Here is a 25,735-nt window from a genome sequence, read left to right as displayed (position 1 = left end):
CCCAGATAGCGTTGAGGTCTGGGACCGCTGCGCGGTCCTTCGCAGGCAAGCCAGCTCCTACAGGTCCTTCGCGGGCAAGCCACGCTCCTGCAGGGCAGTTCAGATCCTGAAGCTACCTACGAGGTGCTTCAACCGCTCGACCTGATGCTCCAGGTCGTTGCAGGCACGCAAGGTCGCCTGCAGGTTTTCCACACCTTCCTGGTTCAGCGTATTGATCTCGGTGATGTCGACATTGATCGACTCCACCACGGCGGTCTGTTCCTCGGTGGCAGTGGCGACCGACTGGTTCATCCCGTCGATCTCGCCAATGCGCTGGGTCACGCTGCCCAGGCGTTCGCCCGCCTGGTTGGCGATGCCCACGCTGTGCTGGCTGTGCTGCTGGCTCTCGGTCATGGTGCTCACCGCCACCTGGGCGCCGGATTGCAGTTCCTCGATGATCCGTTGCACCTGCTGCGCCGAGTCCTGGGTGCGGTGGGCGAGGTTGCGCACTTCGTCCGCCACCACCGCGAAGCCACGACCCGCCTCGCCAGCCCGCGCCGCTTCGATAGCGGCGTTGAGCGCCAGCAGGTTGGTCTGCTGGGAGATACCGGCGATCACTTCGAGGATCTGCCCGATGTTCACCGTATTGGCGTTGAGCGTCTCGATATTGCCGCAGGAGTCGCTGATCTTCGCCGATAGCTGGTTCATCACCTCGATGGTCTGCTCGACCACCTGCTGACCGTCTTCGGCCAGGCCGCGCGCAGCGCTGGAATGCTGCGAGGCGAGGGCGGCGTTCTGGGCGATTTCCTGGGCTGCGGCGCCCAGTTCGTTGATCGCCGCGGCCACGCTGCTGGTGCGGCTCGACTGCTGGTCGGCGTTGTGGATCGAGGCATTGGACGCGCTGATCACGCGCAGGGCGACCTCGTTGACCTGGCCGGTGGCCGAGGACACTTCGCGGATCGATTCGTGAATGCGCTCGACGAAGCGGTTGAACGACTGGCCCAGGGTGCCGAATTCGTCGTGGGCGTGGATGTTCAGGCGGCGGGTCAGGTCGCCCTTGCCCTCGGCGATGTCATGCATGGCCCGGCCCATCACGTGCAGCGGTTCCATCAGCACGCGGATCAGTACGCCGAGCAGGGCGATGATGATCAGCACCGCGGCGATGGTCGCCACCACCGCCGAGCTGCGCAGCTCGCCGAGCATGGCGAAGGCGGCGTCCTGGTCGAGGACCAGGGCGACATACCAGTCCGCCGATGGCACACCGTCGACGTGAGTGAAGCTGATGAACTGCGCGCGGCCGTCGATCTCGACTTCCTTCATGCCCTTGCCGATCACCGGCGCGCCCTGTGGATAAGCTTCCGCCAGGGTTTTCAGGGCCAGCTCGCCCTTGGGGTGGATGAGGATCTTGCCGTCGCCGTTGACGATGAAGGCGTGGCCGTGGCCGTCGAAATTCAGCGAGTTGATGATCGCGCTGATGGTATCCAGGGCGGTGTCGGCGCCGGCGACGCCGATCTGCTGACCAGCCTGCTGCACCGGGGTGGCGATGGTCACCACCAGCTTGCCCATGGAGGCGGAGATGTACGGCTCGGTGACGATGGTCTGGCCGGCGGCCGTGGCGCTCTTGTACCAGCCGCGCACCCGCGGGTCGTAGTCGGCGGGACGGTTGCCGACCGGGACCGACTGCATGGCGCCGTCCTTGCCGCCAAAGTAGGTGAGGGCGAAGTTGGCGTTGTACACCGGCAGCGCCAGGCTGCGGTTCAGGGCGTCCTTGCCGGGACCGTCGACAGCCACCTGCTGGGCGAAGGAGGCGAGGATCTGGATGCGGCTGTCCAGCCAGCTGCGGATGTTGCCGGCGGTCAGGGTACCCAGTTCCTGCATCGAGGCTTCGGTGCCGGCCCGCAGGGACTGGCGTTGGCGGTAATCGTTGAACAGGACGAAGCAGGTGAAGGCCAGCACCACGATGAGGGCGGCCGCCACCAGGATCTTGTGGCTGAATTTCAGGTTCTTGGTCATTTCGAGGTCACGCAATTCACGGAAGGGGCGCGGCAATCCGCCGCAGCGCCTCCTGTGTCGTCCGCCGCAGGAAAAAGATTAATCGGTTCCGCCAGCAGCCGACAAAAGGTGAACGATTGCGCGGGATTGAAAGCGGGGGCCTTCGGGAACCGGAGTGAGATTTATCCTTCTAAGCTGTCGGCAGCGGTCTGGCCCTGTCACCTTCATTCCCAGGAGTACCCCTTCATGTCGTTGCGTTCCGTCGCCCTGTTGTCCCTGTGCGTGTTGCTGGCTGCGTGCAGCAAGCTCAACCAGGAAAACTATTCCAAGCTCAAGACCGGTATGAGCAAGGCCGAGGTCGAGAGCCTGCTGGGCAGCCCGACCGAATGCTCCGGCGCCCTCGGTGTGTCCAGCTGCACCTGGGGTGATGAAAAGACCTTCATCAGTGTCCAGTACGCCGGCGACAAGGTGCTGATGTACGCGGGGCAGGGACTGAAATGATTCGTCGTGCGCTGCTGGCCGGTTGCGCGGTGCTGGCGCTGGCCGGTTGCGCCACGCCGGACGTCGGGCCCGTGCCGCCGAAGACGGTGGATCGCGTCGATTTCAAGCGTTACCAGGGCAAGTGGTACGAGCTGGCGCGTCTGCCGATGTATTTCCAGCGCGACTGTGCGCAGTCCGAAGCGCACTACAACCTGCGCGTCGATGGCAGCGTCGGGGTGCTCAATCGCTGCCTGACCCTCGAGGGCAAATGGCAGGAAGCCAGCGGCAGTGCCACGCCGCAGGTGCCGGGCAAGACCGACAAGCTGTGGGTGCAGTTCGACAACTGGTTCATGAAATTGCCCGGCGCGCCCAGGGGCAACTACTGGGTGCTGTATGTGAGCAGCGACTACCAGACGGCGCTGGTGGGCAACCCGGATCGCAAGTACCTGTGGTTGCTGTCGCGGACCCCGAACTTGCCGGCGGTGGAGCGCGAGAGCCTGCTGGCCAAGGCGCGGCAGCAGGGGTATGACACGACGCGGCTGGTGTGGCGGGTTGCGGATCGGGATATGGCCCGGAAACCGTGATTGGGACCGCTTTGCGGTCCCAGAATCAGCCAAGCAGCTCTTTCAGGACGCCGGTAAACGCAAGGGCACTGTCCTCTTCATCCGCATGCCGCCCCTGCCTGACCACCCACCGCCCATTCACCATCACATCCCGCACCTGCCGATCCCCGCCGGCAAACAGCCAGCGGTTGAGGATGTTGTCGCCATCGGCGGTGGCGATATACGGGTCCACGCCGTCCAGCACCAGCCAGTCGGCGCGCTTGCCCACGGCCAGTTCGCCGATGGCCTGCCCCAGCGCCTGCGCACCGCCATCCAGCGCGGCATCGAACAGGGTGCGCCCGACCATCGGCTGCGCCGCGCCATACAGGCGGTTGCGCCGCTGATCGCGCAGGCGCTGGCCGTACTCCAGCCAGCGCAGTTCCTCCACCACGCTCAGCGACACATGGCTGTCCGAACCGATGCCCATGCGCCCACCCTGGGCGAGGAAGTCCACGGCCGGGAAGATCCCGTCACCGAGGTTCGCCTCGGTGGTCAGGCACAGCCCGGCGATCGCCCGGCTCCTGGCCATCGCCGTCACTTCATCGGCTTCGGCATGGGTGGCATGCACCAGGCACCAGCGCTGGTCCACCTCGACGTTGTCGTACAGCCACTGGATCGGCCGACGCCCGCTCCAGGCCAGGCAGTCGTTCACTTCCTTCTGCTGTTCGGCGATGTGGATATGCACCGGGCAGGCCTTGTCGCTGGCGGCCAGCACGCTGGCGATCTGCTCTGGCGTCACCGCACGCAGCGAGTGGAAGCACAGCCCCAGGCCCTGGGCCGGTTGCGCGGCCAGCACCGCTTGCAGTCGCGCCTGCAGATCGAGGTACTGCTCGGTGCCGTTGATGAAGCGCCGCTGGCCCTCGTTCGGGGCCTGGCCGCCGAAGCCCGAGTGGCTGTAGAGCACCGGCAGCAGGGTCAGGCCGATGCCGCTCTGGCTGGCCGCGGCGCTGATGCGTCGGGACAGTTCGGTCGGGTCGGCGTAGGGCTTGCCCTGCGGGTCATGGTGGACGTAGTGGAATTCGGCGACCGAGGTGTAGCCCGCCTTGAGCATCTCGATGTACAGCTGGCGGGCGATCACCTGCAGTTGCTCGGGGCTGATCTTGCCGACCAGGCGGTACATCAGCTCGCGCCAGGTCCAGAAGCTGTCGTTGGGATTGCCGGCGACTTCCGCCAGCCCGGCCATGGCGCGCTGGAAGGCATGCGAGTGCAGGTTGGGCATGCCCGGCAGCAGCGGGCCGGCGAGTTTTTCCGCGCCGTCCGACGAAGCGTCGGCCTGGATCGACGTCAGCAGGCCATCGGCGCCGACCTCGATCCTGACGTTTTCAGCCCAGCCACCGGGCAACAGAGCGCGTTCGGCAAAGAAGACGGACATCGACACGGCACCTCGTTCTGTTTATTTGTATATACATATACAGACGTTTGCCTGCTGGGTAAACTCCGGCAAGCTACCGTTCATTCAATAGAACAAGGACTTTTCCAGTGCCGAAACCTCCTGTCTCCAAGCTGGTTGCCCAGATGGGCGAGGGGCCGGCGCCGCTGTATGCCCGGGTCAAACAGATGATCGTCCAGCAGATCGAGAGCGGCACCTGGCCGCCGCACCATCGGGTGCCCTCGGAAAGCGAACTGGTCAACGAACTGGGCTTCAGCCGCATGACCATCAACCGTGCCCTGCGTGAACTGACCGCCGAGGGGTTGCTGGTGCGCATGCAGGGCGTTGGTACTTTCGTCGCCGAACCGAAGACGCACTCGGCGCTGTTCGACGTGCACAACATTGCCGACGAGATCGCCGCCCGCGGTCACCAGCACAGCTGCCAGGTGGTGACCCTGGCCGAGGAAGTCGCCGGTTCCGAGCGTGCCCTGGCCCTGGACATGCGCGAAGGCCAGCGGGTCTTCCATTCGTTGATCGTGCACTACGAAAACGGCGTGGCAGTGCAGATCGAAGACCGCTACGTCAACGCACAGATCGCCCCGGACTACCTCAATCAGGATTTCACCCGGCAGACGCCCTATGCCTACCTGTCCCAGGTCGCGCCGCTGACCGAAGGCGAGCACGTGGTCGAGGCGATCCTCGCCGATGCCTATGAATGCAGCCTGCTGCAGATCGAACACAGCGAGCCCTGCCTGCTGATCCGCCGTCGTACCTGGTCGGGCCGCCAGCCGGTCACGGCCGCGCGACTGATCCACCCCGGTTCCCGCCATCGCCTCGAAGGACGCTTCAGCAAATGACCGAGTTGACCCTGTTACGCGCCGCCGACTACCCGCGCATGCCGTGGAAGAATGGCGGCGGCAGCACCGAAGAGATCACCCGCGACGCCGGCCAGGGCCTCGAAGGTTTCGGCTGGCGCCTGTCGATCGCCGACATCGGCGAGTCCGGTGACTTCTCCAGCTTCGCCGGTTACCAGCGGATCATCACCGTGTTGCAGGGCGATGGCATGGTCCTGCAGGTCGATGGTCAGCCGAGCCGCGCCCTGCTGCCGTTCGATGCCTATGTGTTCAGTGGTGAGAGCCAGGTCAGTTGCCGCCTGCTGGGCGGGCCGATCCGTGATTTCAACCTGATCTACGCGCCGCAGCGTTACCGTGCGCGCCTGCAGTGGTTCAGCGGCTACAGCCGGGTGTTCAGTTCCGCCAGCACGCTGCTGCTGTTCAGTGCCCAGGCTTCGTTGCAGATCGGCGTCAGCGGTCAGCCGGAGCAGACGCTCGGTCTGTACGACTGCCTTTATCTGCAGGACAACGAGCAACTGCGCACCCTGGATATCACCGGTCGCTGCTGCCTGATCGAACTCACCGCTGTTTCCGGGTAACGCACCACCCGCGCACACTTTGTTACCGAATGCCCCAAGGTGGCGCAATGCCGCCTTGGTCCCCACTGCTCCCTCCGTTCCTCTCCATTCTCCTCTGCAAGATTTCCCGGCCTTGTTCCACAAGGGCTGTAGGCATGCGCCGAGTTTTTTTGATGAAGCCGTTCCAAGGGTTGGCAATCCAATTGCATATGCTTGTATGTACAAGTAAAGATGTGTGCGTATGAGTGGATAGGCCGTCCCCTCCGCGCTGTTCGTAAACGCCGCTGGCCCACCGCCTGGTTGGGATTGGATAGATCGCTCGAGGAGCCCTTTCGTGACTGACAACAACCTGAACAAATTCCGTGACGTCGAAATCCGCGCCCCCCGCGGCAACAAGCTCACCGCCAAGAGCTGGCTGACCGAAGCCCCGCTACGCATGCTGATGAACAACCTCGACCCGGAAGTGGCGGAGAACCCGAAAGAACTGGTGGTCTACGGCGGCATCGGTCGTGCGGCGCGCAACTGGGCGTGCTACGACAAGATCGTCGAGAGCCTGACCCACCTGAACGACGACGAGACCCTGCTGGTGCAGTCCGGCAAGCCGGTCGGCGTGTTCAAGACCCACGCCAATGCCCCGCGCGTGCTGATCGCCAACTCCAACCTGGTACCGCACTGGGCCAACTGGGAACACTTCAACGAACTGGATGCCAAGGGCCTGGCCATGTACGGCCAGATGACCGCCGGCAGCTGGATCTACATCGGTAGCCAGGGCATCGTCCAGGGCACCTACGAAACCTTCGTCGAAGCCGGTCGCCAGCACTACGACGGCAACCTCAAGGGCAAATGGGTACTGACCGCCGGCCTCGGCGGCATGGGCGGCGCCCAGCCACTGGCCGCGACCCTGGCCGGCGCCTGCTCGCTGAACATCGAATGCCAGCAGAGCCGTATCGACTTCCGCCTGTCCAGCCGCTACGTCGACGAGCAGGCCAAGGACCTCGACGACGCCCTGGCGCGCATCGCCCGCTACACCGCCGAAGGCAAGGCCATCTCCATCGCCCTGCTGGGCAACGCCGCGGAAATCCTCCCGGAACTGATCAAGCGTGGCGTGCGTCCGGACATGGTCACCGACCAGACCAGCGCCCACGACCCCCTGAACGGCTACCTGCCGGCCGGCTGGACCTGGGAGCAGTACCGCGACCGCGCGAAAACCGAGCCGGCCGCAGTGGTCAAGGCCGCCAAGCAGTCCATGGCCGTGCACGTACAGGCCATGCTGGACTTCCAGAAGCAGGGTATCCCGACCTTCGACTACGGCAACAACATCCGCCAGATGGCGAAAGAAGAGGGCGTCGCCAATGCCTTCGACTTCCCCGGTTTCGTCCCGGCCTACATCCGTCCGCTGTTCTGCCGCGGCATCGGGCCGTTCCGCTGGGCCGCGCTGTCGGGCAACGCCGAGGACATCTACAAGACCGACGCCAAGGTCAAGGAACTGATCCCGGACGACGCCCACCTGCACAACTGGCTGGACATGGCCCGCGAGCGCATCAGCTTCCAGGGTCTGCCGGCACGTATCTGCTGGGTCGGCCTGGGCCTGCGCGCCAAGCTGGGCCTGGCATTCAACGAAATGGTCCGTCGCGGTGAGCTTTCCGCGCCTATCGTTATCGGTCGCGATCACCTCGACTCCGGCTCGGTCTCCAGCCCGAACCGCGAAACCGAAGCGATGCAGGACGGTTCCGATGCCGTGTCCGACTGGCCGCTGCTCAATGCCCTGCTGAACACCGCCAGCGGTGCCACCTGGGTCTCCCTGCACCACGGCGGTGGCGTGGGCATGGGCTTCTCGCAACACTCGGGCATGGTCATCGTCTGCGACGGCAGCGATGAAGCGGCCGAGCGTATTGCCCGCGTGCTGACCAACGACCCAGGCACCGGTGTGATGCGTCACGCCGACGCCGGCTACCAGATTGCAATCGACTGTGCCAAAGAGCAGGGCCTGAACCTGCCGATGATCACCGGCTGATCCGCGTCGCGGGGGCCGTGCACACGGCCCTCGTCGCGGCGTTTCATGGACGGGACGACCGGGCGCCTGGCCCAAGGGCCGCTGAACTGCCGATATCCACTTTCCTGTTTGGGAGCGTCATGCAATGAAAACCAACAAGACCCTGCTTGCGTCGCTGTGTGCCCTTGGCCTGTTGAGTCTGTCGGGCGGTAGCCAGGCCGCCGGCTGGTGCGAGTCCGGCAAGGCGGTGAAATTCGCCGGACTGAACTGGGAAAGCGGGATGCTGCTGACCGACGTCATGCAGTTCGTCCTGAAGAACGGCTACGGCTGCGAAACCGACAGCCTGCCGGGCAACTCCATCACCATGGAGAACGCCCTGGGCACCAATGACATCCAGGTCTTCGCCGAGGAGTGGGTCGGCCGCAGCGAGGTGTGGAAAAAGGCCGAGGCCGCCGGCAAGGTGGTCGGCGTCGGCGCCCCGGTGGTCGGTGCCGTCGAAGGTTGGTACGTACCGCGCTATGTGGTCGAGGGCGATGCCAAGCGCAAGCTCGAAGCCAAGGCGCCGAACCTCAAGGCCATCGCCGACCTGGGCCAGTACGCGACGGTGTTCAAGGACCCGGAAGAGCCGTCCAAGGGGCGTTTCTACAACTGCCCGGCCGGCTGGACCTGCGAGCTGGACAACTCGGCGATGCTCAAGGACTACGGCCTGGAAAACAGCTACACCAATTTCCGCCCGGGCACCGGCCCGGCACTGGATGCGGCAGTGCTGTCGAGCTACAAGCGCGGCGAGCCGATCCTCTTCTATTACTGGACCCCGACCCCGCTGATGGGCCAGGTGGACCTGATCAAACTGGATGAAAAGCCCGGTGTCGACAAGAGCGTGAGCATCAAGGTCGGCCTGTCGAAAGCCTTCCACGAGGGCGCTCCGGAGCTGGTCGCGGTGCTGGAGAAGGTCAACCTGCCGATCGACCTGCTCAACCAGAACCTGGCGCGCATGAGCAAGGAGCGCATCGAGTCGCCGAAGCTGGCAAAAGCCTTCCTCAAGGAACATCCTGAAATCTGGCATGCGTGGGTCAGCGAAGACGCGGCGAAGAAAATCGACGCGGCGCTCTGAGCACCTTTTCCACCTGATGAGTGATGAGTGAACCCTATGTTCCCCGAAAACTTTACCTTCTCCATCGCCGACTGGGTCAACGGCTGGGTCGATGCGCTGGTGACCAACTACGGTGATGTGTTCCGGCAGATCTCCGACACCCTGCTCTGGGCCATCGTCAACCTCGAAGGCCTGCTGCGGGCCACGCCCTGGTGGCTGATGCTGGCGGTGGTCGGCCTGGTCGCCTGGCACGCCACCCGCCGCGTGCTGCCGACCGTGGTGATCGTCGGCCTGCTGTTCCTGGTAGGGGCGGTGGGGCTGTGGGACAAGCTCATGCAGACCCTGGCGCTGATGCTGGTGGCGACGCTGATCTCGGTGCTGATCGGCATCCCCCTGGGCATCCTCTCGGCGCGCAGCGACCGCCTGCGCGCCGTGCTGATGCCGCTGCTCGACATCATGCAGACCATGCCCAGCTTCGTGTACCTGATCCCGGTGCTGATGCTGTTCGGCCTGGGCAAGGTCCCGGCGATCTTCGCCACGGTGATCTACGCCGCGCCGCCGCTGATCCGCCTCACCGACCTGGGCATCCGCCAGGTCGATGGCGAAGTCATGGAAGCGATCAACGCCTTCGGCGCCAACCGCTGGCAGCAACTGTTCGGCGTGCAGCTGCCGCTGGCCCTGCCGAGCATCATGGCGGGCATCAATCAGACCACCATGATGGCCCTGTCGATGGTGGTGATCGCCTCGATGATCGGCGCCCGCGGCCTCGGCGAGGACGTACTGGTGGGCATTCAGACCCTGAACGTCGGTCGCGGCCTGGAAGCCGGGCTGGCAATCGTGATTCTCGCGGTGGTGATCGACCGCATCACCCAGGCCTACGGCCGGGCGCGGCATGAGGTGAGCAAATGAGTACGGCTGCCATGAACAAGATCGAAGTGAAGAACGTCTTCAAGATCTTCGGCGAGCGTTCCGCCGAGGCGCTGCGTCTGATCGGCGAGTCGCACAGCAAGGAGCAGGTACTGGCCAAGACCGGCTGCGTGGTGGGGGTCAACGACCTGTCGCTGTCCATCGGCGCCGGCGAGATTTTCGTCATCATGGGCCTGTCCGGTTCCGGCAAGTCGACCCTGGTGCGTCACTTCAACCGCCTGATCGACCCCACCAGCGGCGCGATCCTGGTGGATGGCGAGGACATCCTGCAGTACGACATGGAAGCCCTGCGCCAGTTTCGCCGGCGCAAGATCAGCATGGTCTTCCAGAGCTTCGGCCTGCTGCCGCACAAGACCGTGCTGGAGAACGTCGCCTACGGCCTGAAGATCCGCGGCGAGAGCAAGCAGCTGTGCGCCGAGCGCGCCCAGCACTGGATCACCACCGTGGGCCTGAAGGGCTACGAGAAGTCCTATCCGCACCAGCTTTCCGGCGGCATGCGCCAGCGCGTCGGCCTGGCCCGGGCCCTGGCCGCGGACACCGACATCATCCTCATGGACGAGGCCTTCAGCGCCCTCGACCCGCTGATCCGCGCGGAAATGCAGGACCAGTTGCTGGAACTGCAGAAAACCCTGCACAAGACCATCGTGTTCATCACCCATGACCTCGATGAAGCCGTGCGCATCGGCAACCGTATCGCGATCCTCAAGGACGGGCGGCTGATCCAGGTCGGCACGCCGCGGGAGATTCTCCATTCGCCGGCGGACGAGTACGTCGACCGCTTCGTCCAGCGCCGCGCCGCCACCGTATGAGGACCGCCATGCCGCAAGAGAATGTGCTGATCGCCGACGCCCCGTTGCGCTGGCAGGACATCGTCGCCGTGGCGCGCCACGGCGCCAGCCTCAGCCTGTCGTACAGCGCCTGGGCGCGGATCGAGAATGCCCAGGCCATCGTTCGCCGCATCGTCGAAAGCGGCGAGCGTGCCTACGGCGTCAATACCGGCCTGGGGGCGCTGTGCAACGTCGCCCTGCAGGGCGAGCAACTCAGCCAGCTGTCGCGCAACACCCTGCTCAGCCACGCCTGCGGTGTCGGTCCGGTACTCAGCGACGAGCAGACTCGGGCGATCATCTGCACCGCCATCGTCAACTTCAGCCATGGCAAGTCGGGGATCCAGCGCCCGGTGGTGGAAGCGCTGCTGGCCCTGCTGGAGCGCGGGATCACCCCGCAGGTGCCGTCCCAGGGCTCGGTGGGTTACCTGACCCATATGGCCCATGTCGGCATCTGCCTGCTCGGCGTGGGCAAGGTCAGCTATCGCGGACAGATCGTCGATGCCGCCGCGGCCCTGGCCGAGGAAGGCCTGGCCCCGGTGCAACTGGGCGCCAAGGACGGCCTGTGCCTGGTCAACGGCACGCCGTGCATGACCGGCCTGAGCTGCCTGGCCCTGGCCGACGCCACGCACCTGCTGGAGTGGGCCGATATCATCGCGGCGATGAGTTTCGAGGCGCAGCGCGGACAGATCGCGGCCTTCGACGAAGAGATCATCGCCCTCAAGCCCCACCCGGGCATGCAGCAGGTCGGCGCCAACCTGCGCGCGCTGCTGGACGGCAGCGAAGTGATCGCCAGCAGCAAGGGCATCCGCACCCAGGACGCCCTGAGCATCCGTTCCATCCCGCAGGTCCACGGGGCCTCCCGCGACCAGTTGGCCCATGCCGTGCGGCAGGTCGAGACCGAGCTCAACTCGGCCACCGACAATCCGCTGCTGCTGGGCACCCCGGAGGCGTTCCGGGTGATGTCCCAGGCCAACCCGCACGGCCAGTCCGTGGCCATGGCCGCCGACCTGCTGGCGGTGGCGGTGGCGGAGATCGGCGCGATCGCCGAGCGGCGCCTGGATCGTCTGGTCAACCCGCATGTCAGCGGGCTGCCGGCATTCCTGGTCAGCGAACCGGGGGTCAACTCCGGGATGATGATCGTCCAGTACGTCGCCGCTTCGCTGTGCGCCGAGAACCGTCAGCTGGCGCAGCCGGCGGTGGTCGACAACTTCGTCACCTCGGGCCTGCAGGAAGACCACCTGAGCCTCGGCACCAGCGCCGCGCTCAAGCTGCACCGGGCCCTGGAAAACTGCACGCAGATCCTCGCCATCGAGTACCTGCTGGCGGCCCAGGCCTTCGAATTCCTCAAGGAGCAGCGCTTCGGCGCGGGCACCGGACGCGCCTGGCAACTGCTGCGCGAACGGGTTCCGGCCTACCTGCAGGACCGTTGGCTGGCGCCGGACATCGCCACCACGGCCGCGTTGCTCAAACAGCCGCAACTGCCCCGGCACATCCTGCCGGCGCTGCTCTGAAACCACGACAAGGAGCCAGAACATGCACGTCTTCAATTTGATTCCCGGCCAGGTCAGCCTCGCCGAACTGCGCGGTGTCTACGAGAAACCCGCGCGCCTGAGCCTGGTCGCCAGTGCCGCGGCGCAGATCGACGCCAGCGTCGCCTGTGTCGAACAGATCCTCGCCGAGGACCGTACCGCCTACGGCATCAACACCGGCTTCGGCCTGCTGGCCTCGACCCGCATCGCCAGCCACGACCTGGAAAACCTCCAGCGCTCGCTGGTGCTGTCCCACGCTGCCGGCATCGGCGCGCCGCTGGACGACGCCATGGTGCGGTTGATCATGGTGCTCAAGATCAACAGCCTGAGCCGCGGTTTCTCCGGGATCCGGCGCAAGGTGATCGACGCGCTGATCGCCCTGGTCAACGCCGAGGTCTATCCGCATATCCCGCTGAAGGGCTCGGTGGGCGCCTCCGGCGACCTCGCGCCACTGGCGCACATGTCGCTGGTCCTGCTCGGCGAAGGCAAGGCGCGCTACAAGGGTGAGTGGCTGCCGGCGGTGGAAGCCCTGGCAGTCGCCGGCCTGGAGCCGCTGACCCTGGCGGCCAAGGAAGGGCTGGCACTGCTCAACGGCACCCAGGCCTCGACCGCCTACGCCCTGCGTGGCCTGTTCGAAGCCGAGGACCTGTTCGCCGCCGCCGTCGCCTGCGGCGGCCTGACCGTGGAAGCGGTGCTCGGCTCGCGCTCGCCGTTCGATGCCCGCATCCACGCCGCCCGTGGCCAGCGCGGGCAGATCGATGCCGCTGCCTGCTACCGCGACCTGCTCAGTGACGGCAGCGAGGTATCTGCCTCCCACGAAAACTGCGGCAAGGTCCAGGACCCGTACTCGCTGCGCTGCCAGCCGCAGGTCATGGGTGCCTGCCTGACCCAGCTGCGCCAGGCCGCCGAAGTGCTGGCCGTCGAGGCCAACGCGGTGTCCGACAACCCGCTGGTGTTCGCCGAGCAGGGTGATGTGATTTCCGGCGGCAACTTCCACGCCGAACCGGTGGCCATGGCCGCCGACAACATGGCCCTGGCCATCGCCGAGATCGGTTCGCTGAGCGAGCGTCGCATCTCGCTGATGATGGACAAGCACATGTCGCAACTGCCGCCGTTCCTCGTGGAAAACGGTGGGGTCAACTCCGGCTTCATGATTGCCCAGGTCACCGCTGCGGCCCTGGCCAGCGAGAACAAGGCCCTGTCCCATCCGCACAGCGTCGACAGCCTGCCGACCTCGGCCAACCAGGAAGACCACGTGTCCATGGCCCCGGCCGCCGGCAAGCGCCTGTGGGAGATGGCCGAGAACACCCGCGGCATCCTCGCCATCGAGTGGCTCGGCGCCTGCCAGGGCCTCGACCTGCGTACCGGGCTGAAGACCTCGGTCAAGCTGGAGCAGGCCCGCAAGGTGCTGCGCGATCGCGTGCCGCACTACGACAAGGACCGCTTCTTCGCCCCTGACATCGAGATCGCTGCGCAGCTGCTCGCCGAGGCTCGCCTCACCGGCCTGCTGCCGGGCGGCGTGCTGCCAAGCCTGTCGTGAGCGAGGACACCCGCATGAAGACCCTCTGGCAGCACTGTCATGTGGCGAGCATGGCCCAGGGCACTTACTCGATCATCGAGGACGCGGCGATCGTCAGCGAGGCCGGGCGCATCGTCTGGATCGGCCCGCGCCAGTCGCTGCCGGACCTGGCCGTGGAGCGGCAGGTCGACCTGGGCGGTGCCTGGGTCACCCCGGGGCTGATCGACTGCCATACCCACACGGTGTTCGGCGGCAACCGCAGCGGTGAATTCGAACAGCGCCTGCAGGGTGTCAGCTACGCCGAGATCGCCGCCCAGGGTGGCGGCATCGCCAGCACCGTGCGCGCCACCCGCGCGGCCAGCGAGGATGAGCTTTACGCCAGCGCCCTGCGTCGGGTGCGGGCGCTGATGCGCGATGGCGTGACCACCCTGGAGATCAAGTCCGGCTACGGCCTGGACCTCGCCAACGAGCGCAAGATGCTCAAGGTTGCCCGTCGCCTTGGCGCGACCCTGCCGCTGACCGTGCGCGCCACCTGCCTGGCGGCCCATGCGCTGCCACCGGAATACAAGGAGCGCAGCGACGACTACATCGCCCATATCTGCGAGGTCATGCTCCCAGCGCTGGCCGCCGAGGGGCTGGTGGATGCGGTGGATGCCTTCTGCGAGTACCTGGCGTTCTCGCCGGAGCAGGTCGAGCGGGTGTTCATCAAGGCTCGGGAACTGGGGTTGCCGGTCAAGCTGCATGCCGAGCAACTGTCCGCCCTGGCCGGTTCCAGCCTGGCGGCGCGTTATCACGGGCTGTCCGCCGATCACCTGGAGTTCATGACCGAGGCCGATGCCATCGCCATGGCCGCCGCCGGGACCGTCGCCGTGCTGCTGCCGGGCGCCTTCTATTACCTGCGCGAGACCCAGCTGCCGCCGATGGACGCCCTGCGCAAGCACGGGGTGAAGATCGCCATCGCCAGCGACCTCAACCCCGGCACCTCGCCGGCGCTGTCGCTGCGCCTGATGCTGAACATGGCCTGCACCCTGTTCCGCATGACCCCGGAGGAAGCCCTGGCCGGCGTCACCCTGCATGCCGCCACGGCGCTGGGGCTGGGTGACAGCCATGGCTCGCTGGAGGTGGGCAAGGTCGCCGACTTCGTCGCCTGGGATATCGAGCGTCCGGCCGACCTGGCGTACTGGCTGGGTGGCGAACTGGACAAGCGCGTGGTGCGCCACGGCGTCGAACTGACTGATTGAGGCAACGACGATGGACAAGGTTCTGAATTTTCACCAGGGCACGCTGCCGCTGCTGATCAGCATGCCCCACGCCGGACTGAAGCTGACCCCGGCCGTGCGCGACGGCCTGGTGGCGCCTGCGCGCAGTCTGCCGGACACCGACTGGCACATCCCGCAGCTGTACGACTTCGTCCGTGAGCTGGGCGCCAGCGTGGTGGCGGCCGAGTATTCGCGCTTCGTCATCGACCTGAACCGGCCCGAGGATGACCAGCCGCTGTATGTCGGCGCCACCACCGGCCTGTATCCGGCGACGCTGTTCGATGGCAGCCCGCTGTTCGAGGCGGGCAAGGTGCCATCCGTCGAGGAGCGGGCCGGCTACCTGGAGGGAATCTGGCGGCCGTATCACGACACCCTGCGCAACGAGCTGGCGCGGCTGAAGGCGAAGTTCGGCTATGCGCTGCTGTGGGATGCCCACTCGATCCGTTCCCATGTGCCGCACCTGTTCGACGGCAAGCTGCCGGACTTCAACCTGGGCACCTTCAACGGTGCGAGCTGCGACCCGCAACTGGCCGCGCGGCTGGAAGCGGTGTGCGGCGAGGCGCCGGGCTACAGCCATGTGCTCAACGGGCGCTTCAAGGGTGGGCACATCACCCGGCATTACGGCGATCCGGCCAACCATATCCATGCGGTGCAGCTGGAACTGGCGCAGAGCACTTATATGGAGGAGGTGGAGCCGTTCGCCTATCGGGATGACCTGGCCAGGCCGACTCAGGTCGTCCTCCGGCAACTGCTGGAAGCAACCCTGGCCTGGGCCAAAGGCTGACGCGGACACGATTGCCCAACCCTCGTAGGAGCGTGGCTTGCCCGCGAAGGACCGCGTAGCGGTCCCGGTTCCTGATCTACAGTCAGCAGATTGGGAACCGGGACCGCTACGCGGTCCTTCGCGGGCAAGCCACGCTCCTACGGGGCATCGCGGCCAGTCTGCAGAACAGTTGACCCAAGGGGGCATGCTCAAAGCGCATTTCGGGTTTATGATGCCCAACGGCAGAATAATTCCCACACGGAGTGCGTAATGCAGACCTTGTACCCACAGATCAAACCCTACGCCCGGCACGATCTGGCAGTCGAAGCACCGCATGTACTGTACGTCGATGAAAGCGGTTCCCCGGAAGGTCTGCCGGTGGTGTTCATTCACGGTGGTCCCGGCTCCGGGTGCGATGCCCAGAGCCGCTGCTACTTCGACCCCACCGTCTACCGCATCATCACCTTCGACCAGCGCGGCTGCGGCCGTTCCACGCCCCACGCCAGCCTGGAAAACAACACCACCTGGCACCTGGTCGAAGACCTGGAACGCATTCGCAAGCACCTGGGCATCGAGAAATGGGTGCTGTTCGGTGGCTCCTGGGGCTCGACCCTGGCCCTGGCCTATGCCCAGACCCACCCCGAGCGCGTCCATGGCCTGATCCTGCGCGGCATCTTCCTCTGCCGTCCGCAGGAGATCGAATGGTTCTACCAGAGCGGTGGCGCCAGCCGCCTGTTCCCCGACTACTGGCAGGACTACATCGCGCCGATCCCCCAGGAAGAGCGCCACGACCTGGTCCAGGCATTCCACAAGCGCCTCACCGGCAACGACCAGATCGCCCAGATGCACGCCGCCAAGGCCTGGTCGACCTGGGAAGGCCGCACCGCCACGCTGCGTCCCAACCCGCTGGTGGTCGATCGCTTCTCCGAGCCGCAGCGCGCGCTGTCGATCGCCCGGATCGAATGCCACTACTTCGTCAACAATGCCTTCCTCGAAGAAAACCAGCTGATCCGCGACATGCCGAAGATCGCCCACCTGCCGGCGGTGATCGTGCATGGCCGCTATGACGTTATCTGCCCGCTGGACAACGCCTGGGAACTGCACCAGGCCTGGCCGAACAGCGAACTGAAGGTGATCCGCGACGCCGGTCATGCCGCCTCCGAGCCCGGCATCACCGACGCGCTGGTGCGCGCCGCCGACCAGATGGCCCGGCGCCTGCTCGATTTGCCGCTGGACGAAGCATGAAGGGGTTGCTGCAGCGCGTGCGCGGTGCGCGCGTGGAAGTGGAGGGCGAGATCGTCGGTTCCATCGACCAGGGCCTGCTGGTGCTGGTCGCGGTGGAACCGGGGGATACCCCCGAGCACGCCGACAAGCTCCTGCACAAACTGCTCAACTACCGGGTCTTCAGCGATCCGCAGGGCAAGATGAACCTGTCGCTCAAGGATATCGACGGCGGCCTGCTGCTGGTGTCGCAGTTCACCCTCGCCGCCGACACCCGCAGCGGCCTGCGCCCGAGCTTCTCCACGGCCGCGCCGCCGGCCCTCGGCGCCGAGCTGTTCGACTACCTGCTGGCGCAGGCGAGGCTCAAGCACGGGACTGTCGGCAGTGGCCGCTTCGGCGCCGACATGCAGGTCCATCTGGTCAATGATGGCCCGGTAACATTTATGTTACAAATATGACGTCAAAAAACCCCCTGTTTGCAGGAAAACAAGGGGTTTCACAGCAAAAATAGTTGGCCGGCCCTGATGCGTTGTAACGCAGCCTGCTAGATAATCGCGCGCTACGTGGGCCGACGTTCGACGGCCTGTTTCACTCTGACTCGAGAACTGTCCGGAACCGTTTGGGGAATCATTGAGCCCTTTCGGAGTCCGAACAGTGCTCGCCAACCCGGCATGTGTCGCTGGCCGTTGGTTCTTTAGATCTGTTTTCGGCGAGGGTTGCTCGTGATTGTAAGTCCCTTTGATGCTCCAAGAACGCCTGCCAATCGGCTGCGCAAGGCTCTGCTCGCAGGTTCGGCACTGGTCTGCCTGCTCGGCGCCGGCCAGCTCTGGGCGTTCAACCTTGACGACGTGGCGGCCAAGGCGAAGGACCTGGCCGGGCAGAAGTACGAAGCACCGAAAAGCAACCTGCCTGCCGTCTTCCGCGACATGAAGTTCGGCGACTACCAGAAGATCCGTTTCCGCTCCGAGAAAGCCGAGTGGGCGGACGACAAGACGCCGTTCAAGCTGTCCTTCTACCATCAGGGCATGCACTTCGACACGCCGGTGAAAATCAATGAAGTCACCGCCACCACCGTCGAGGAAATCAAGTACGACCCGAGCCGCTTCGACTTCGGCGACCTGCAGTTCGACGCCAAGGCCACCGAACAGCTGGGCTACGCCGGTTTCCGCGTGCTGTTCCCGATCAACAAGGCGGACAAGCAGGACGAGATCATGACCCTGCTCGGCGCCAGCTATTTCCGCGTGGTCGGCAAGGGCCAGGTGTATGGCCTGTCCGCACGTGGCCTGGCCATCGACACCGCGCTGCCGTCCGGCGAAGAGTTCCCGCGCTTCACCGAGTTCTGGGTCGAACGCCCGAAAGCCGCCGACAAGCACCTGGTGATCTACGCCCTGCTGGATTCGCCGCGCTCCACCGGCGCCTACAAGCTGATCCTGCGTCCGGGCAGCGACACCATCGTCGACGTCGAGTCCAAGGTGTTCCTGCGTGACCACGTCAGCCGCCTGGGCATCGCCCCGCTGACCAGCATGTACCTGTTCGGCAGCAACCAGCCGTCGCGCGTACCGAACTACCGTCCTTCGCTGCATGACTCCGAAGGCCTGTCGATCCATGCCGGCAACGGCGAGTGGCTGTGGCGCCCGCTGAACAACCCGAAACACCTGGCCGTGAGCAACTTCAGCGTGGAAAACCCGCGCGGCTTCGGTCTGCTGCAGCGCAACCGCGACTTCAGCTTCTTCGAAGACCTGGACGACAACTACCAGAAGCGTCCGAGCACCTGGATCGAGCCGAAAGGCGACTGGGGCAAGGGTACCGTCGATCTGGTCGAGATCCCGACCGCCGACGAGACCAACGACAATATCGTGGCCTTCTGGAGCCCGGAAAAACTGCCGGAGCCCGGTACCCCGGTCGAGTACCAGTACCGCCTGCACTGGACCATGGACGAGTCGGCCTTCCATTCGCCGGAGCTCGGCTGGGTCAAGCAGACCATGCGTTCCACCGGCGACGTCAAGCAGTCCAACCTGATTCGTCAGCCGGACGGCAGCGTGGCCTTCCTCGTCGACTTCGAGGGCCCGGTACTGGCCAAGCTGCCGGAAGACACCGCGCTGCGCAGCCAGATCAGCGTTGGCGACAACGCCGAGGTGGTGGAGAACAACCTGCGCTACAACCCTGAAATCAAGGGCTGGCGCCTGACCCTGCGGATGAAGGTCAAGGATCCGGGCAAGGCCGTGGAAATGCGTGCCGCGCTGGTTCGCGACGTACCGGTCGAGCCGGTCAAGGCCGAGCCGGCCAAGCAGGAAAAACAGGACAAACCCGCGAAGCATGACAAGGCCGCCGCCAAAGCCGCGAAAGCCGAAGCCCCTGCCGAGCAGCCAGCCGCCGAAGCGGCGCCCACCACTGGGGAACCGGCCACGACCGAACAGGTGTTGACCGAGACCTGGAGCTATCAGTTGCCAGCCGATGAGTAACTCTTGCGCACGGCCAGAATCGCTTGCCGAATACCTGGCCCATCTACCCCTGAGCGACGAGCAGCGTGCCGAACTGGCCAGCTGTTCCTCGTTCAGCGAGCTGCACCAGCGCCTGTCCGCACAGCCGGGTGCCACCGTCGAGCCTGCCCAGGGCTCGGTCGGCGGCCGCCTGAACCTGCTCAGCGCCACCGATATGGAAGAGGCCGAGATGCTCGGCCTCGATGCCAGCGGCCGGGTCTGCCTCAAGGCGACCCCGCCGATCCGCCGGACCCGGGTGATCCCCGAGCCGTGGCGGACCAACATCCTGATTCGCGCCTGGCGCCGGATGACCGGGCGCACCAATGCGCCGGCCCCGGAGAAGCGCGAGCTGCCGGCCGCGCGCTGGCGCTGGGTCGGTTCGATGCGCCGCTATATCCTGCTGGCGCTGATGGTCGGCCAGACCCTGGTCGCCGGCTGGTACATGAAGGGCATCCTGCCGTACCAGGGCTGGTCGTTCGTCGATCTCGACGAAGTCCTGCACCAGCCGCTGCTGCAGACTGCCACCCAGGTCTGGCCGTATGCGCTGCAGACCACCATCCTGATCCTCTTCGGCATCCTCTTCTGCTGGGTCTCGGCGGGCTTCTGGACCGCGCTGATGGGCTTCCTCGAACTGCTCACCGGGCGCGACAAGTACCGCATTTCCGGGAGCAGCGCCGGTAACGAGCCGATCGAGAAGGGCGCGCGCACCGCGCTGGTCATGCCGATCTGCAACGAAGACGTGCCACGGGTTTTCGCCGGCCTGCGCGCGACCTTCGAGTCGGTGGCCGCCACCGGCGACCTCGACCGTTTCGATTTCTTCGTCCTCAGCGACACCAACGACACCGACATCGCCGTGGCCGAACAACAGGCCTGGCTGGACGTGTGCCGCGAGGCCAAGGGCTTCGGCAGGATCTTCTACCGCCGCCGCCGCCGTCGCGTGAAGCGCAAGAGCGGCAACCTCGACGACTTCTGCCGCCGCTGGGGCAGCGATTACCGCTACATGGTGGTCCTCGACGCCGACAGCGTGATGAGCGGCGAATGCCTCACCAGCCTGGTGCGCCTGATGGAAGCCAACCCGGACGCCGGGATCATCCAGACCGCGCCGAAGGCTTCGGGCATGGACACCCTGTATGCACGCATGCAGCAGTTCGCCACCCGGGTCTACGGCCCGCTGTTCACCGCCGGCCTGCACTTCTGGCAGCTGGGTGAGTCGCACTACTGGGGGCACAACGCGATCATCCGCATGAAGCCGTTCATCGAGCACTGCGCCCTGGCGCCGTTGCCGGGCAAGGGCGCCTTCGCCGGCGCGATCCTCTCCCACGACTTCGTCGAAGCCGCGCTGATGCGCCGTGCCGGCTGGGGCGTGTGGATCGCCTACGACCTGCCGGGCAGCTATGAAGAACTGCCGCCGAACCTGCTCGACGAGCTCAAGCGCGACCGCCGCTGGTGCCACGGCAACCTGATGAACTTCCGCCTGTTCCTGGTCAAGGGCATGCACCCGGTGCACCGTGCGGTGTTCCTCACCGGGGTGATGTCCTACCTGTCGGCGCCGCTGTGGTTCTTCTTCCTGGTGCTGTCGACCGCGCTGCTGGCGACCAACACCCTGATGGAGCCGCAGTACTTCCTCGAACCACGACAGCTGTACCCGCTGTGGCCGCAGTGGCATCCAGAGAAGGCCATCGCGCTGTTCTCGACCACCATCGTCCTGCTGTTCCTGCCCAAGCTGCTCAGCGTCATCCTGATCTGGGCCAAGGGCGCGAAGGAATACGGCGGCCGCATCAAGGTCACGATGTCGATGCTCCTGGAGATGCTCTTCTCCATGCTGCTGGCGCCGGTGCGGATGATCTTCCACACCCGTTTCGTCCTCGCCGCCTTCCTCGGCTGGGCCGCGACCTGGAACTCGCCGCAGCGTGACGACGACTCCACGCCGTGGAGCGAAGCGGTACGCCGCCATGGTCCGCAGACCCTGCTGGGTGTGGCCTGGGCCCTGCTGGTGGCCTGGCTGAACCCGAGCTTCCTGTGGTGGCTGGTGCCCATCGTCGGTTCGCTGACCCTGTCGATCCCGGTCTCGGTGATCTCCAGCCGGGTCAACCTGGGCCTGCGCGCCAAGGACGAGAAGCTGTTCCTCATCCCCGAGGAGTACGCCACGCCGCAGGAACTGCTGGCCACCGACCAGTACACCCATGAAAACCGCTGGCACGCCCTGCACGACGGTTTCGTCCGGGCCGTGGTCGATCCGCAGCAGAACGCCCTGGCCTGTGCCCTGGCCACCGCCCGCCACGGCGTCGCCGAGCCGATCGAGGCGCTGCGCGCCGAGCGTATCGCCAAGGCCCTGCAGGTCGGCCCGTCGGCTCTCGACGGTGCGACCCGCCTGGCCCTGCTCAGCGACCCGGTCGCGCTGTCGCGTCTGCACGACAGCGTCTGGGCCGAGCACAACGCGGCCTGGCTGGACGTCTGGCGCGCGTCGATCGCCAACGATCCGCACTCGCCGCTGCTGCCGCTGCATCCCGAGCCGGTGCTGCAGCCGAGCCTGGCCAGCGCGTGATCTGCAACGGGGCGACTTCGGTCGCCCCGTTCGCTTTTCTGGTATCAATAAGTAACAAAGTCATCACGGACGCTAGGTCCCATGCCGCTCATGCGTTAGCATCCCACCCCGACTATGGCGCGATCCCTGTAGGACTTTTCGCGCACACAATAAAATTCGAGCGTTTTCTTGTTGGGGGAACCTGGTGATGTTCAAAAAGTATCTGTCGATGCTGCTGGCCGGCGTCGCGGCCACTGTCGCGGTCAGCACCGCACAGGCCGGCGTGATCGATGACGCGGTCAAGCGCGGCACCCTGCGCGTGGGCATGGACCCGACCTACATGCCGTTCGAGATGACCAACAAGCGCGGCGAGATCATCGGTTTCGAAGTGGACATCCTCAAGGCCATGGCCAAGTCCATGGGCGTCAAGCTGGAGCTGGTCTCCACCGCCTATGACGGCATCATCCCGGCGCTGATGACCGACAAGTTCGACATGATCGGCAGCGGCATGACCCTGACCCAGGAACGCAACCTGAAGCTGAATTTCAGCGAACCCTTCATCGTCGTCGGCCAGACCCTGCTGATCCGCAAGGAACTGTCGGACAAGATCAAGTCCTACAAGGACCTGAACAGCGCCGAATACCGCCTGACCTCCAAGCTCGGCACCACCGGCGAAATGGTCGCCAAGAAGCTGATCGGCAAGGCCCAGTACCACGGCTACGACAACGAGCAGGAAGGTGTGATGGACGTGGTCAACGGCAAGGCCGATGCCTTTGTCTACGACGCGCCGTACAACGTCGTCGCGGTGACCAAGGTCGGCAACGGCAAGCTGGTCTACCTGGACGAGCCGTTCACCTTCGAGCCCCTGGCCTTCGGCCTGAAGAAGGGCGATCACGACAGCCTGAACTTCATCAACAATTTCCTGCACCAGATCAAGCACGACGGCACCTACGATCGAATCCACGACAAGTGGTTCAAGAAGACCGAGTGGCTGAAGGACATGGAATAAACGGCAACTGTAGGCCGTGAGTTTCGAATCGAGACGAACGATGCTGGTCAGTTGACATGCTGGGGCTGCTTTGCAGCCCTTCGCGAGCAAGCTCGCTCCCACGAGGTCCGTGTGATCCTGTGGGAGCGAGCTTGCTCGCGAAGGGTCGCAAAGCGGCCCCAGTTGGCTTTTTAGGGGAACGCCTCACGTGATCAAACACAAGAAAGCCCAGTGGCCCTGGCACGGGCTGACCGCGCTGGTCCTGGTCGGACTGGCGCTGAGTCTGTATTTCGCCACCTCGATGATTTCCTACGAGTGGCGCTGGAACCGGGTACCGCAGTACTTCGCCTACCAGGCCGAAGAGGCCCATCGCGCCGCCGGCTATGGCACCGTGCAGGAGATCGTGCGCAAGGGCGACACCGCGCGGGTGACCCTGCGTGACGAAGACGGCAACCAGCAGGTGCTGGAGGTCGACCAGGCCAGCGTGCAGCTGTCCCAGGGCGACGACGTGGCGGAAGGCGACGTCATCGGCCTGACCCACCACTGGGCTGCCGGCCCGCTGGCCTGGGGCCTGTGGACCACAGTGTGGATCTCGGTGGCTTCCGGGATCCTCGGCCTGGTGATCGGGCTGTTCGCCGGCCTCTGCCGGCTGTCCAGCAATCCGACCCTGCGCGACCTGTCGACGGTCTACGTCGAACTGGTGCGCGGCACGCCGCTGCTGGTGCAGATCTTCATCTTCTATTTCTTCATCGGTACCGTGCTCAACCTGTCCCGCGAGTTCGCCGGGGTGGCCGCACTGGCGCTGTTCACCGGCGCCTATGTGGCGGAAATCGTCCGTGCCGGCGTGCAGTCGATCGCCAGGGGCCAGGGCGAGGCGGCGCGTTCGCTGGGCCTGAACGCCTCGCAGTCGATGCGCCACGTGATCCTGCCGCAGGCGTTCAAGCGCGTGCTGCCACCGCTGGCCGGGCAGTTCATCAGCCTGGTCAAGGACACGTCGCTGGTCTCGGTGATCGCCATCACCGAACTGACCAAGAGCGGCCGCGAGGCGATCACCACCTCGTTCTCGACCTTCGAGATCTGGTTCTGCGTCGCCGGGCTGTACCTGCTGATCAACCTGCCGCTGTCGCATTTCGCCAGCCGGCTCGAGCGGAGGCTTGCGCAAAGTGATTGAAGTCCGTGATCTGACCAAAGTCTTCGACACCCGCGGCATGGTCGTGCGGGCGGTGGACAACGTCACCACCCAGGTGGCGCGTGGCGAGGTGCTGGTGGTGCTCGGCCCGTCCGGTTCGGGCAAGTCGACCTTCCTGCGCTGCCTGAACGGCCTGGAGTCGTTCGATTCCGGCAGCGTCGCCATCGACGGCCTGCAGCTGGCCGACCCGAAGACCGATATCAACGCCTATCGCCGCGAAGTGGGCATGGTGTTCCAGCATTTCAACCTGTTCCCGCACATGACCGTGCTGGAGAACCTGTGCCTGGCGCAGAAGGTCGTGCGCAAGCGCGGCAAGGCCGAGCGCGAGGCCAAGGCCAGGGCGTTGCTGGACAAGGTGGGCATCGGCCAGAAGGCCAATGAGTACCCGTCGCGGTTGTCCGGTGGCCAGCAGCAGCGCGTGGCGATCGCCCGGGCGCTGGCCATGGACCCCAAGGTCATGCTGTTCGACGAGCCGACCTCGGCGCTCGACCCGGAGATGGTCGGCGAGGTGCTGGACGTGATGAAGACCCTGGCCCAGGAAGGCATGACCATGGTCTGCGTGACCCACGAAATGGGCTTTGCCCGGGAAGTGGCGGATCGGGTGCTGTTCTTCGATCACGGCAAGTTGCTGGAGGATTCGCCGCCGGAGCAGTTCTTCACGGCGCCAAAGGATCTGCGGGCCCAGGCGTTTCTGCGGCAAGTCCTTTAAGTCCTCTGGGCCTGCTTTGCAGGCCTTCGCGGGCAAGCCACGCTCCTACGAGGATACGCGCTACCGCTGTAGGAGCGTGGCTTGCCCGCGAAGGACCGCAAAGCGGTCCCCACTCGCGACTACAGCCGGAACCGCGAAACCAATCCCTGCAGATGCGTCCCCAGCCGCGCCAGCTCCATGCTGGACGCCGCGGTCTCCTCACTCGCCGATGCCGTCTGATCCGACACATCGCGCACGCTCATCACGCTGCGGTTGATCTCCTCCGCCACCGCACTCTGCTGCTCCGCCGCCGCCGCGATCTGCTGGTTCATCGACTGGATCGACGACACGGTCCGGGTGATGGTCTCCAGGGACACGCCGGCACTGCGGGTCAGCTGCACGCTGCTGTCGGTGAGGCTGCGGCTGTTGTCCATCACCGCCGCCACCTGCTGGGTGCCGTTCTGCAGCCCGGCGATCAATTCCTCGATCTCCTCGGTGGACTGCTGGGTACGCTGCGCCAGGCTGCGCACTTCGTCCGCGACCACGGCGAAGCCACGTCCGGCCTCGCCGGCACGGGCCGCTTCGATGGCGGCGTTGAGGGCCAGCAGGTTGGTCTGCTCGGCCACCGACTTGATCACGTCGAGGACGCTGCCGATCTTGTCGCTCTCGCTCTTGAGCTGGCTCATGGCCTCGCTGGAGTTGCCCACCTCTTTGGCCAGGCGCTCGATCTGCGCAATGGCCTCGGCCACCACGCGATCGCCCTCGCGGGCCTGGTTGTCGGCCATCTTCGCCGCCTCGGAGGCTTCCTCGGCATTGCGCGCGACTTCATGCACGGTGGCCGCCATTTCGTTCATGGCGGTGGCGACCTGGTCGGTCTCGACCTTCTGGTTGTTGACCCCGGC

Annotated in this window: 22 protein-coding genes and 1 pseudogene; 19 read left to right on the top strand and 4 right to left on the bottom strand. The window is 65.5% G+C overall.

Annotated features, from left to right (window positions below; translation table 11 throughout):
- Positions 1-99: 99 nt before the first annotated feature.
- Positions 100-825, bottom strand: coding sequence for a methyl-accepting chemotaxis protein (locus tag RTI28_RS30340; protein WP_410478987.1), 726 nt, complete (start codon positions 823-825; stop codon positions 100-102).
- A gap of 129 nt (positions 826-954) precedes the next feature.
- Positions 955-1,992 (bottom strand): annotated as a pseudogene (locus RTI28_RS30335) (cache domain-containing protein); the annotation flags it as partial.
- 225 nt (positions 1,993-2,217) lie between these two features.
- On the opposite strand from RTI28_RS30335, the gene bamE reads away from it, so the two are divergent.
- Both bamE and RTI28_RS13855 read left to right on the top strand, forming a co-directional pair.
- Positions 2,218-2,472: an outer membrane protein assembly factor BamE gene (bamE, locus tag RTI28_RS13860; RefSeq protein WP_042120514.1), complete on the top strand. Its 255-nt coding sequence runs from the start codon at positions 2,218-2,220 to the stop codon at positions 2,470-2,472.
- Positions 2,472-3,035, top strand: coding sequence for a lipocalin family protein (locus tag RTI28_RS13855; protein WP_316921000.1), 564 nt, complete (start codon positions 2,472-2,474; stop codon positions 3,033-3,035). The genes bamE and RTI28_RS13855 overlap by 1 nt, the downstream gene beginning before the upstream one ends.
- A 25-nt stretch (positions 3,036-3,060) precedes the next feature.
- Here the strand turns inward: RTI28_RS13855 and RTI28_RS13850 are convergent, their stop codons facing one another.
- Positions 3,061-4,425, bottom strand: a complete 1,365-nt coding sequence (locus tag RTI28_RS13850; RefSeq protein ID WP_316920953.1) for a formimidoylglutamate deiminase — start codon at positions 4,423-4,425, stop codon at positions 3,061-3,063.
- 143 nt (positions 4,426-4,568) lie between these two features.
- Here RTI28_RS13850 and hutC point away from each other — a divergent pair, with 143 nt between their 5' ends.
- The 17 genes from hutC (at position 4,569) to RTI28_RS13765 (ending at position 24,854) form a co-directional block, all read left to right on the top strand.
- Positions 4,569-5,279: a histidine utilization repressor gene (hutC, locus tag RTI28_RS13845; RefSeq protein WP_316920999.1), complete on the top strand. Its 711-nt coding sequence runs from the start codon at positions 4,569-4,571 to the stop codon at positions 5,277-5,279.
- Positions 5,276-5,854: a HutD family protein gene (locus RTI28_RS13840; RefSeq protein ID WP_316920952.1), complete on the top strand. Its 579-nt coding sequence runs from the start codon at positions 5,276-5,278 to the stop codon at positions 5,852-5,854. The genes hutC and RTI28_RS13840 overlap by 4 nt, the downstream gene beginning before the upstream one ends.
- 313 nt (positions 5,855-6,167) lie before the next feature.
- Positions 6,168-7,847 (top strand): urocanate hydratase, encoded by a 1,680-nt coding sequence (gene hutU, locus RTI28_RS13835; RefSeq protein ID WP_316920951.1) that lies wholly within the window; start codon positions 6,168-6,170, stop codon positions 7,845-7,847.
- A gap of 124 nt (positions 7,848-7,971) precedes the next feature.
- Positions 7,972-8,940 carry an ABC transporter substrate-binding protein gene (locus RTI28_RS13830; protein ID WP_316920950.1) on the top strand — a complete coding sequence of 323 codons (969 nt, stop codon included), beginning with the start codon at positions 7,972-7,974 and terminating at the stop codon, positions 8,938-8,940.
- A 36-nt stretch (positions 8,941-8,976) separates the two neighbouring features.
- On the top strand, positions 8,977-9,828 hold the full coding sequence (locus RTI28_RS13825) for a proline/glycine betaine ABC transporter permease (RefSeq protein WP_316920949.1): 852 nt from the start codon (positions 8,977-8,979) through the stop codon (positions 9,826-9,828).
- Positions 9,825-10,655, top strand: coding sequence for a glycine betaine/L-proline ABC transporter ATP-binding protein (locus tag RTI28_RS13820; protein ID WP_084702422.1), 831 nt, complete (start codon positions 9,825-9,827; stop codon positions 10,653-10,655). Before RTI28_RS13825 ends, RTI28_RS13820 begins: the two co-directional genes overlap by 4 nt.
- Positions 10,656-10,663: 8 nt before the next feature.
- A complete protein-coding gene (gene hutH / locus RTI28_RS13815) occupies positions 10,664-12,184 on the top strand; it encodes a histidine ammonia-lyase (RefSeq protein ID WP_316920948.1) in 1,521 nt (506 codons plus the stop codon).
- Positions 12,185-12,206: 22 nt separating this feature from the next.
- Complete coding sequence (gene hutH / locus RTI28_RS13810) at positions 12,207-13,742, top strand: histidine ammonia-lyase (protein ID WP_316920947.1); 1,536 nt, start codon at positions 12,207-12,209, stop codon at positions 13,740-13,742.
- A 14-nt stretch (positions 13,743-13,756) separates the two neighbouring features.
- Complete coding sequence (hutI, locus tag RTI28_RS13805) at positions 13,757-14,962, top strand: imidazolonepropionase (protein ID WP_316920946.1); 1,206 nt, start codon at positions 13,757-13,759, stop codon at positions 14,960-14,962.
- Positions 14,963-14,972: 10 nt separating this feature from the next.
- The gene (hutG, locus tag RTI28_RS13800; protein WP_316920945.1) at positions 14,973-15,764 is read left to right on the top strand and encodes an N-formylglutamate deformylase; all 792 of its coding nucleotides are present in this window, start codon (positions 14,973-14,975) and stop codon (positions 15,762-15,764) included.
- A gap of 249 nt (positions 15,765-16,013) precedes the next feature.
- Positions 16,014-16,988, top strand: coding sequence for a prolyl aminopeptidase (gene pip / locus RTI28_RS13795; protein WP_316920944.1), 975 nt, complete (start codon positions 16,014-16,016; stop codon positions 16,986-16,988).
- A complete protein-coding gene (gene dtd, locus RTI28_RS13790) occupies positions 16,985-17,422 on the top strand; it encodes a D-aminoacyl-tRNA deacylase (protein ID WP_064302615.1) in 438 nt (145 codons plus the stop codon). The genes pip and dtd overlap by 4 nt, the downstream gene beginning before the upstream one ends.
- 264 nt (positions 17,423-17,686) lie before the next feature.
- A complete protein-coding gene (locus tag RTI28_RS13785) occupies positions 17,687-19,426 on the top strand; it encodes a glucan biosynthesis protein G (RefSeq protein WP_316920943.1) in 1,740 nt (579 codons plus the stop codon).
- Positions 19,419-21,989 (top strand): glucans biosynthesis glucosyltransferase MdoH, encoded by a 2,571-nt coding sequence (gene mdoH, locus RTI28_RS13780; protein WP_316920942.1) that lies wholly within the window; start codon positions 19,419-19,421, stop codon positions 21,987-21,989. The genes RTI28_RS13785 and mdoH overlap by 8 nt, the downstream gene beginning before the upstream one ends.
- Positions 21,990-22,176: 187 nt before the next feature.
- Positions 22,177-22,977, top strand: coding sequence for a transporter substrate-binding domain-containing protein (locus tag RTI28_RS13775; RefSeq protein WP_316920941.1), 801 nt, complete (start codon positions 22,177-22,179; stop codon positions 22,975-22,977).
- A gap of 187 nt (positions 22,978-23,164) precedes the next feature.
- The gene (locus tag RTI28_RS13770; protein ID WP_316920940.1) at positions 23,165-24,127 is read left to right on the top strand and encodes an amino acid ABC transporter permease; all 963 of its coding nucleotides are present in this window, start codon (positions 23,165-23,167) and stop codon (positions 24,125-24,127) included.
- The gene (locus RTI28_RS13765; protein WP_316920998.1) at positions 24,120-24,854 is read left to right on the top strand and encodes an amino acid ABC transporter ATP-binding protein; all 735 of its coding nucleotides are present in this window, start codon (positions 24,120-24,122) and stop codon (positions 24,852-24,854) included. The genes RTI28_RS13770 and RTI28_RS13765 overlap by 8 nt, the downstream gene beginning before the upstream one ends.
- A 119-nt stretch (positions 24,855-24,973) precedes the next feature.
- Here the strand turns inward: RTI28_RS13765 and RTI28_RS30330 are convergent, their stop codons facing one another.
- Positions 24,974-25,687 (bottom strand): methyl-accepting chemotaxis protein, encoded by a 714-nt coding sequence (locus RTI28_RS30330; RefSeq protein ID WP_410478986.1) that lies wholly within the window; start codon positions 25,685-25,687, stop codon positions 24,974-24,976.
- Positions 25,688-25,735 lie beyond the last annotated feature (48 nt).

The organism is Pseudomonas sp. zfem002 (genome assembly GCF_032621685.1).
In the GTDB taxonomy this organism is placed as follows: domain Bacteria; phylum Pseudomonadota; class Gammaproteobacteria; order Pseudomonadales; family Pseudomonadaceae; genus Aquipseudomonas; species Aquipseudomonas japonica.
This window is presented reverse-complemented; position numbering and strand designations above follow the sequence as displayed.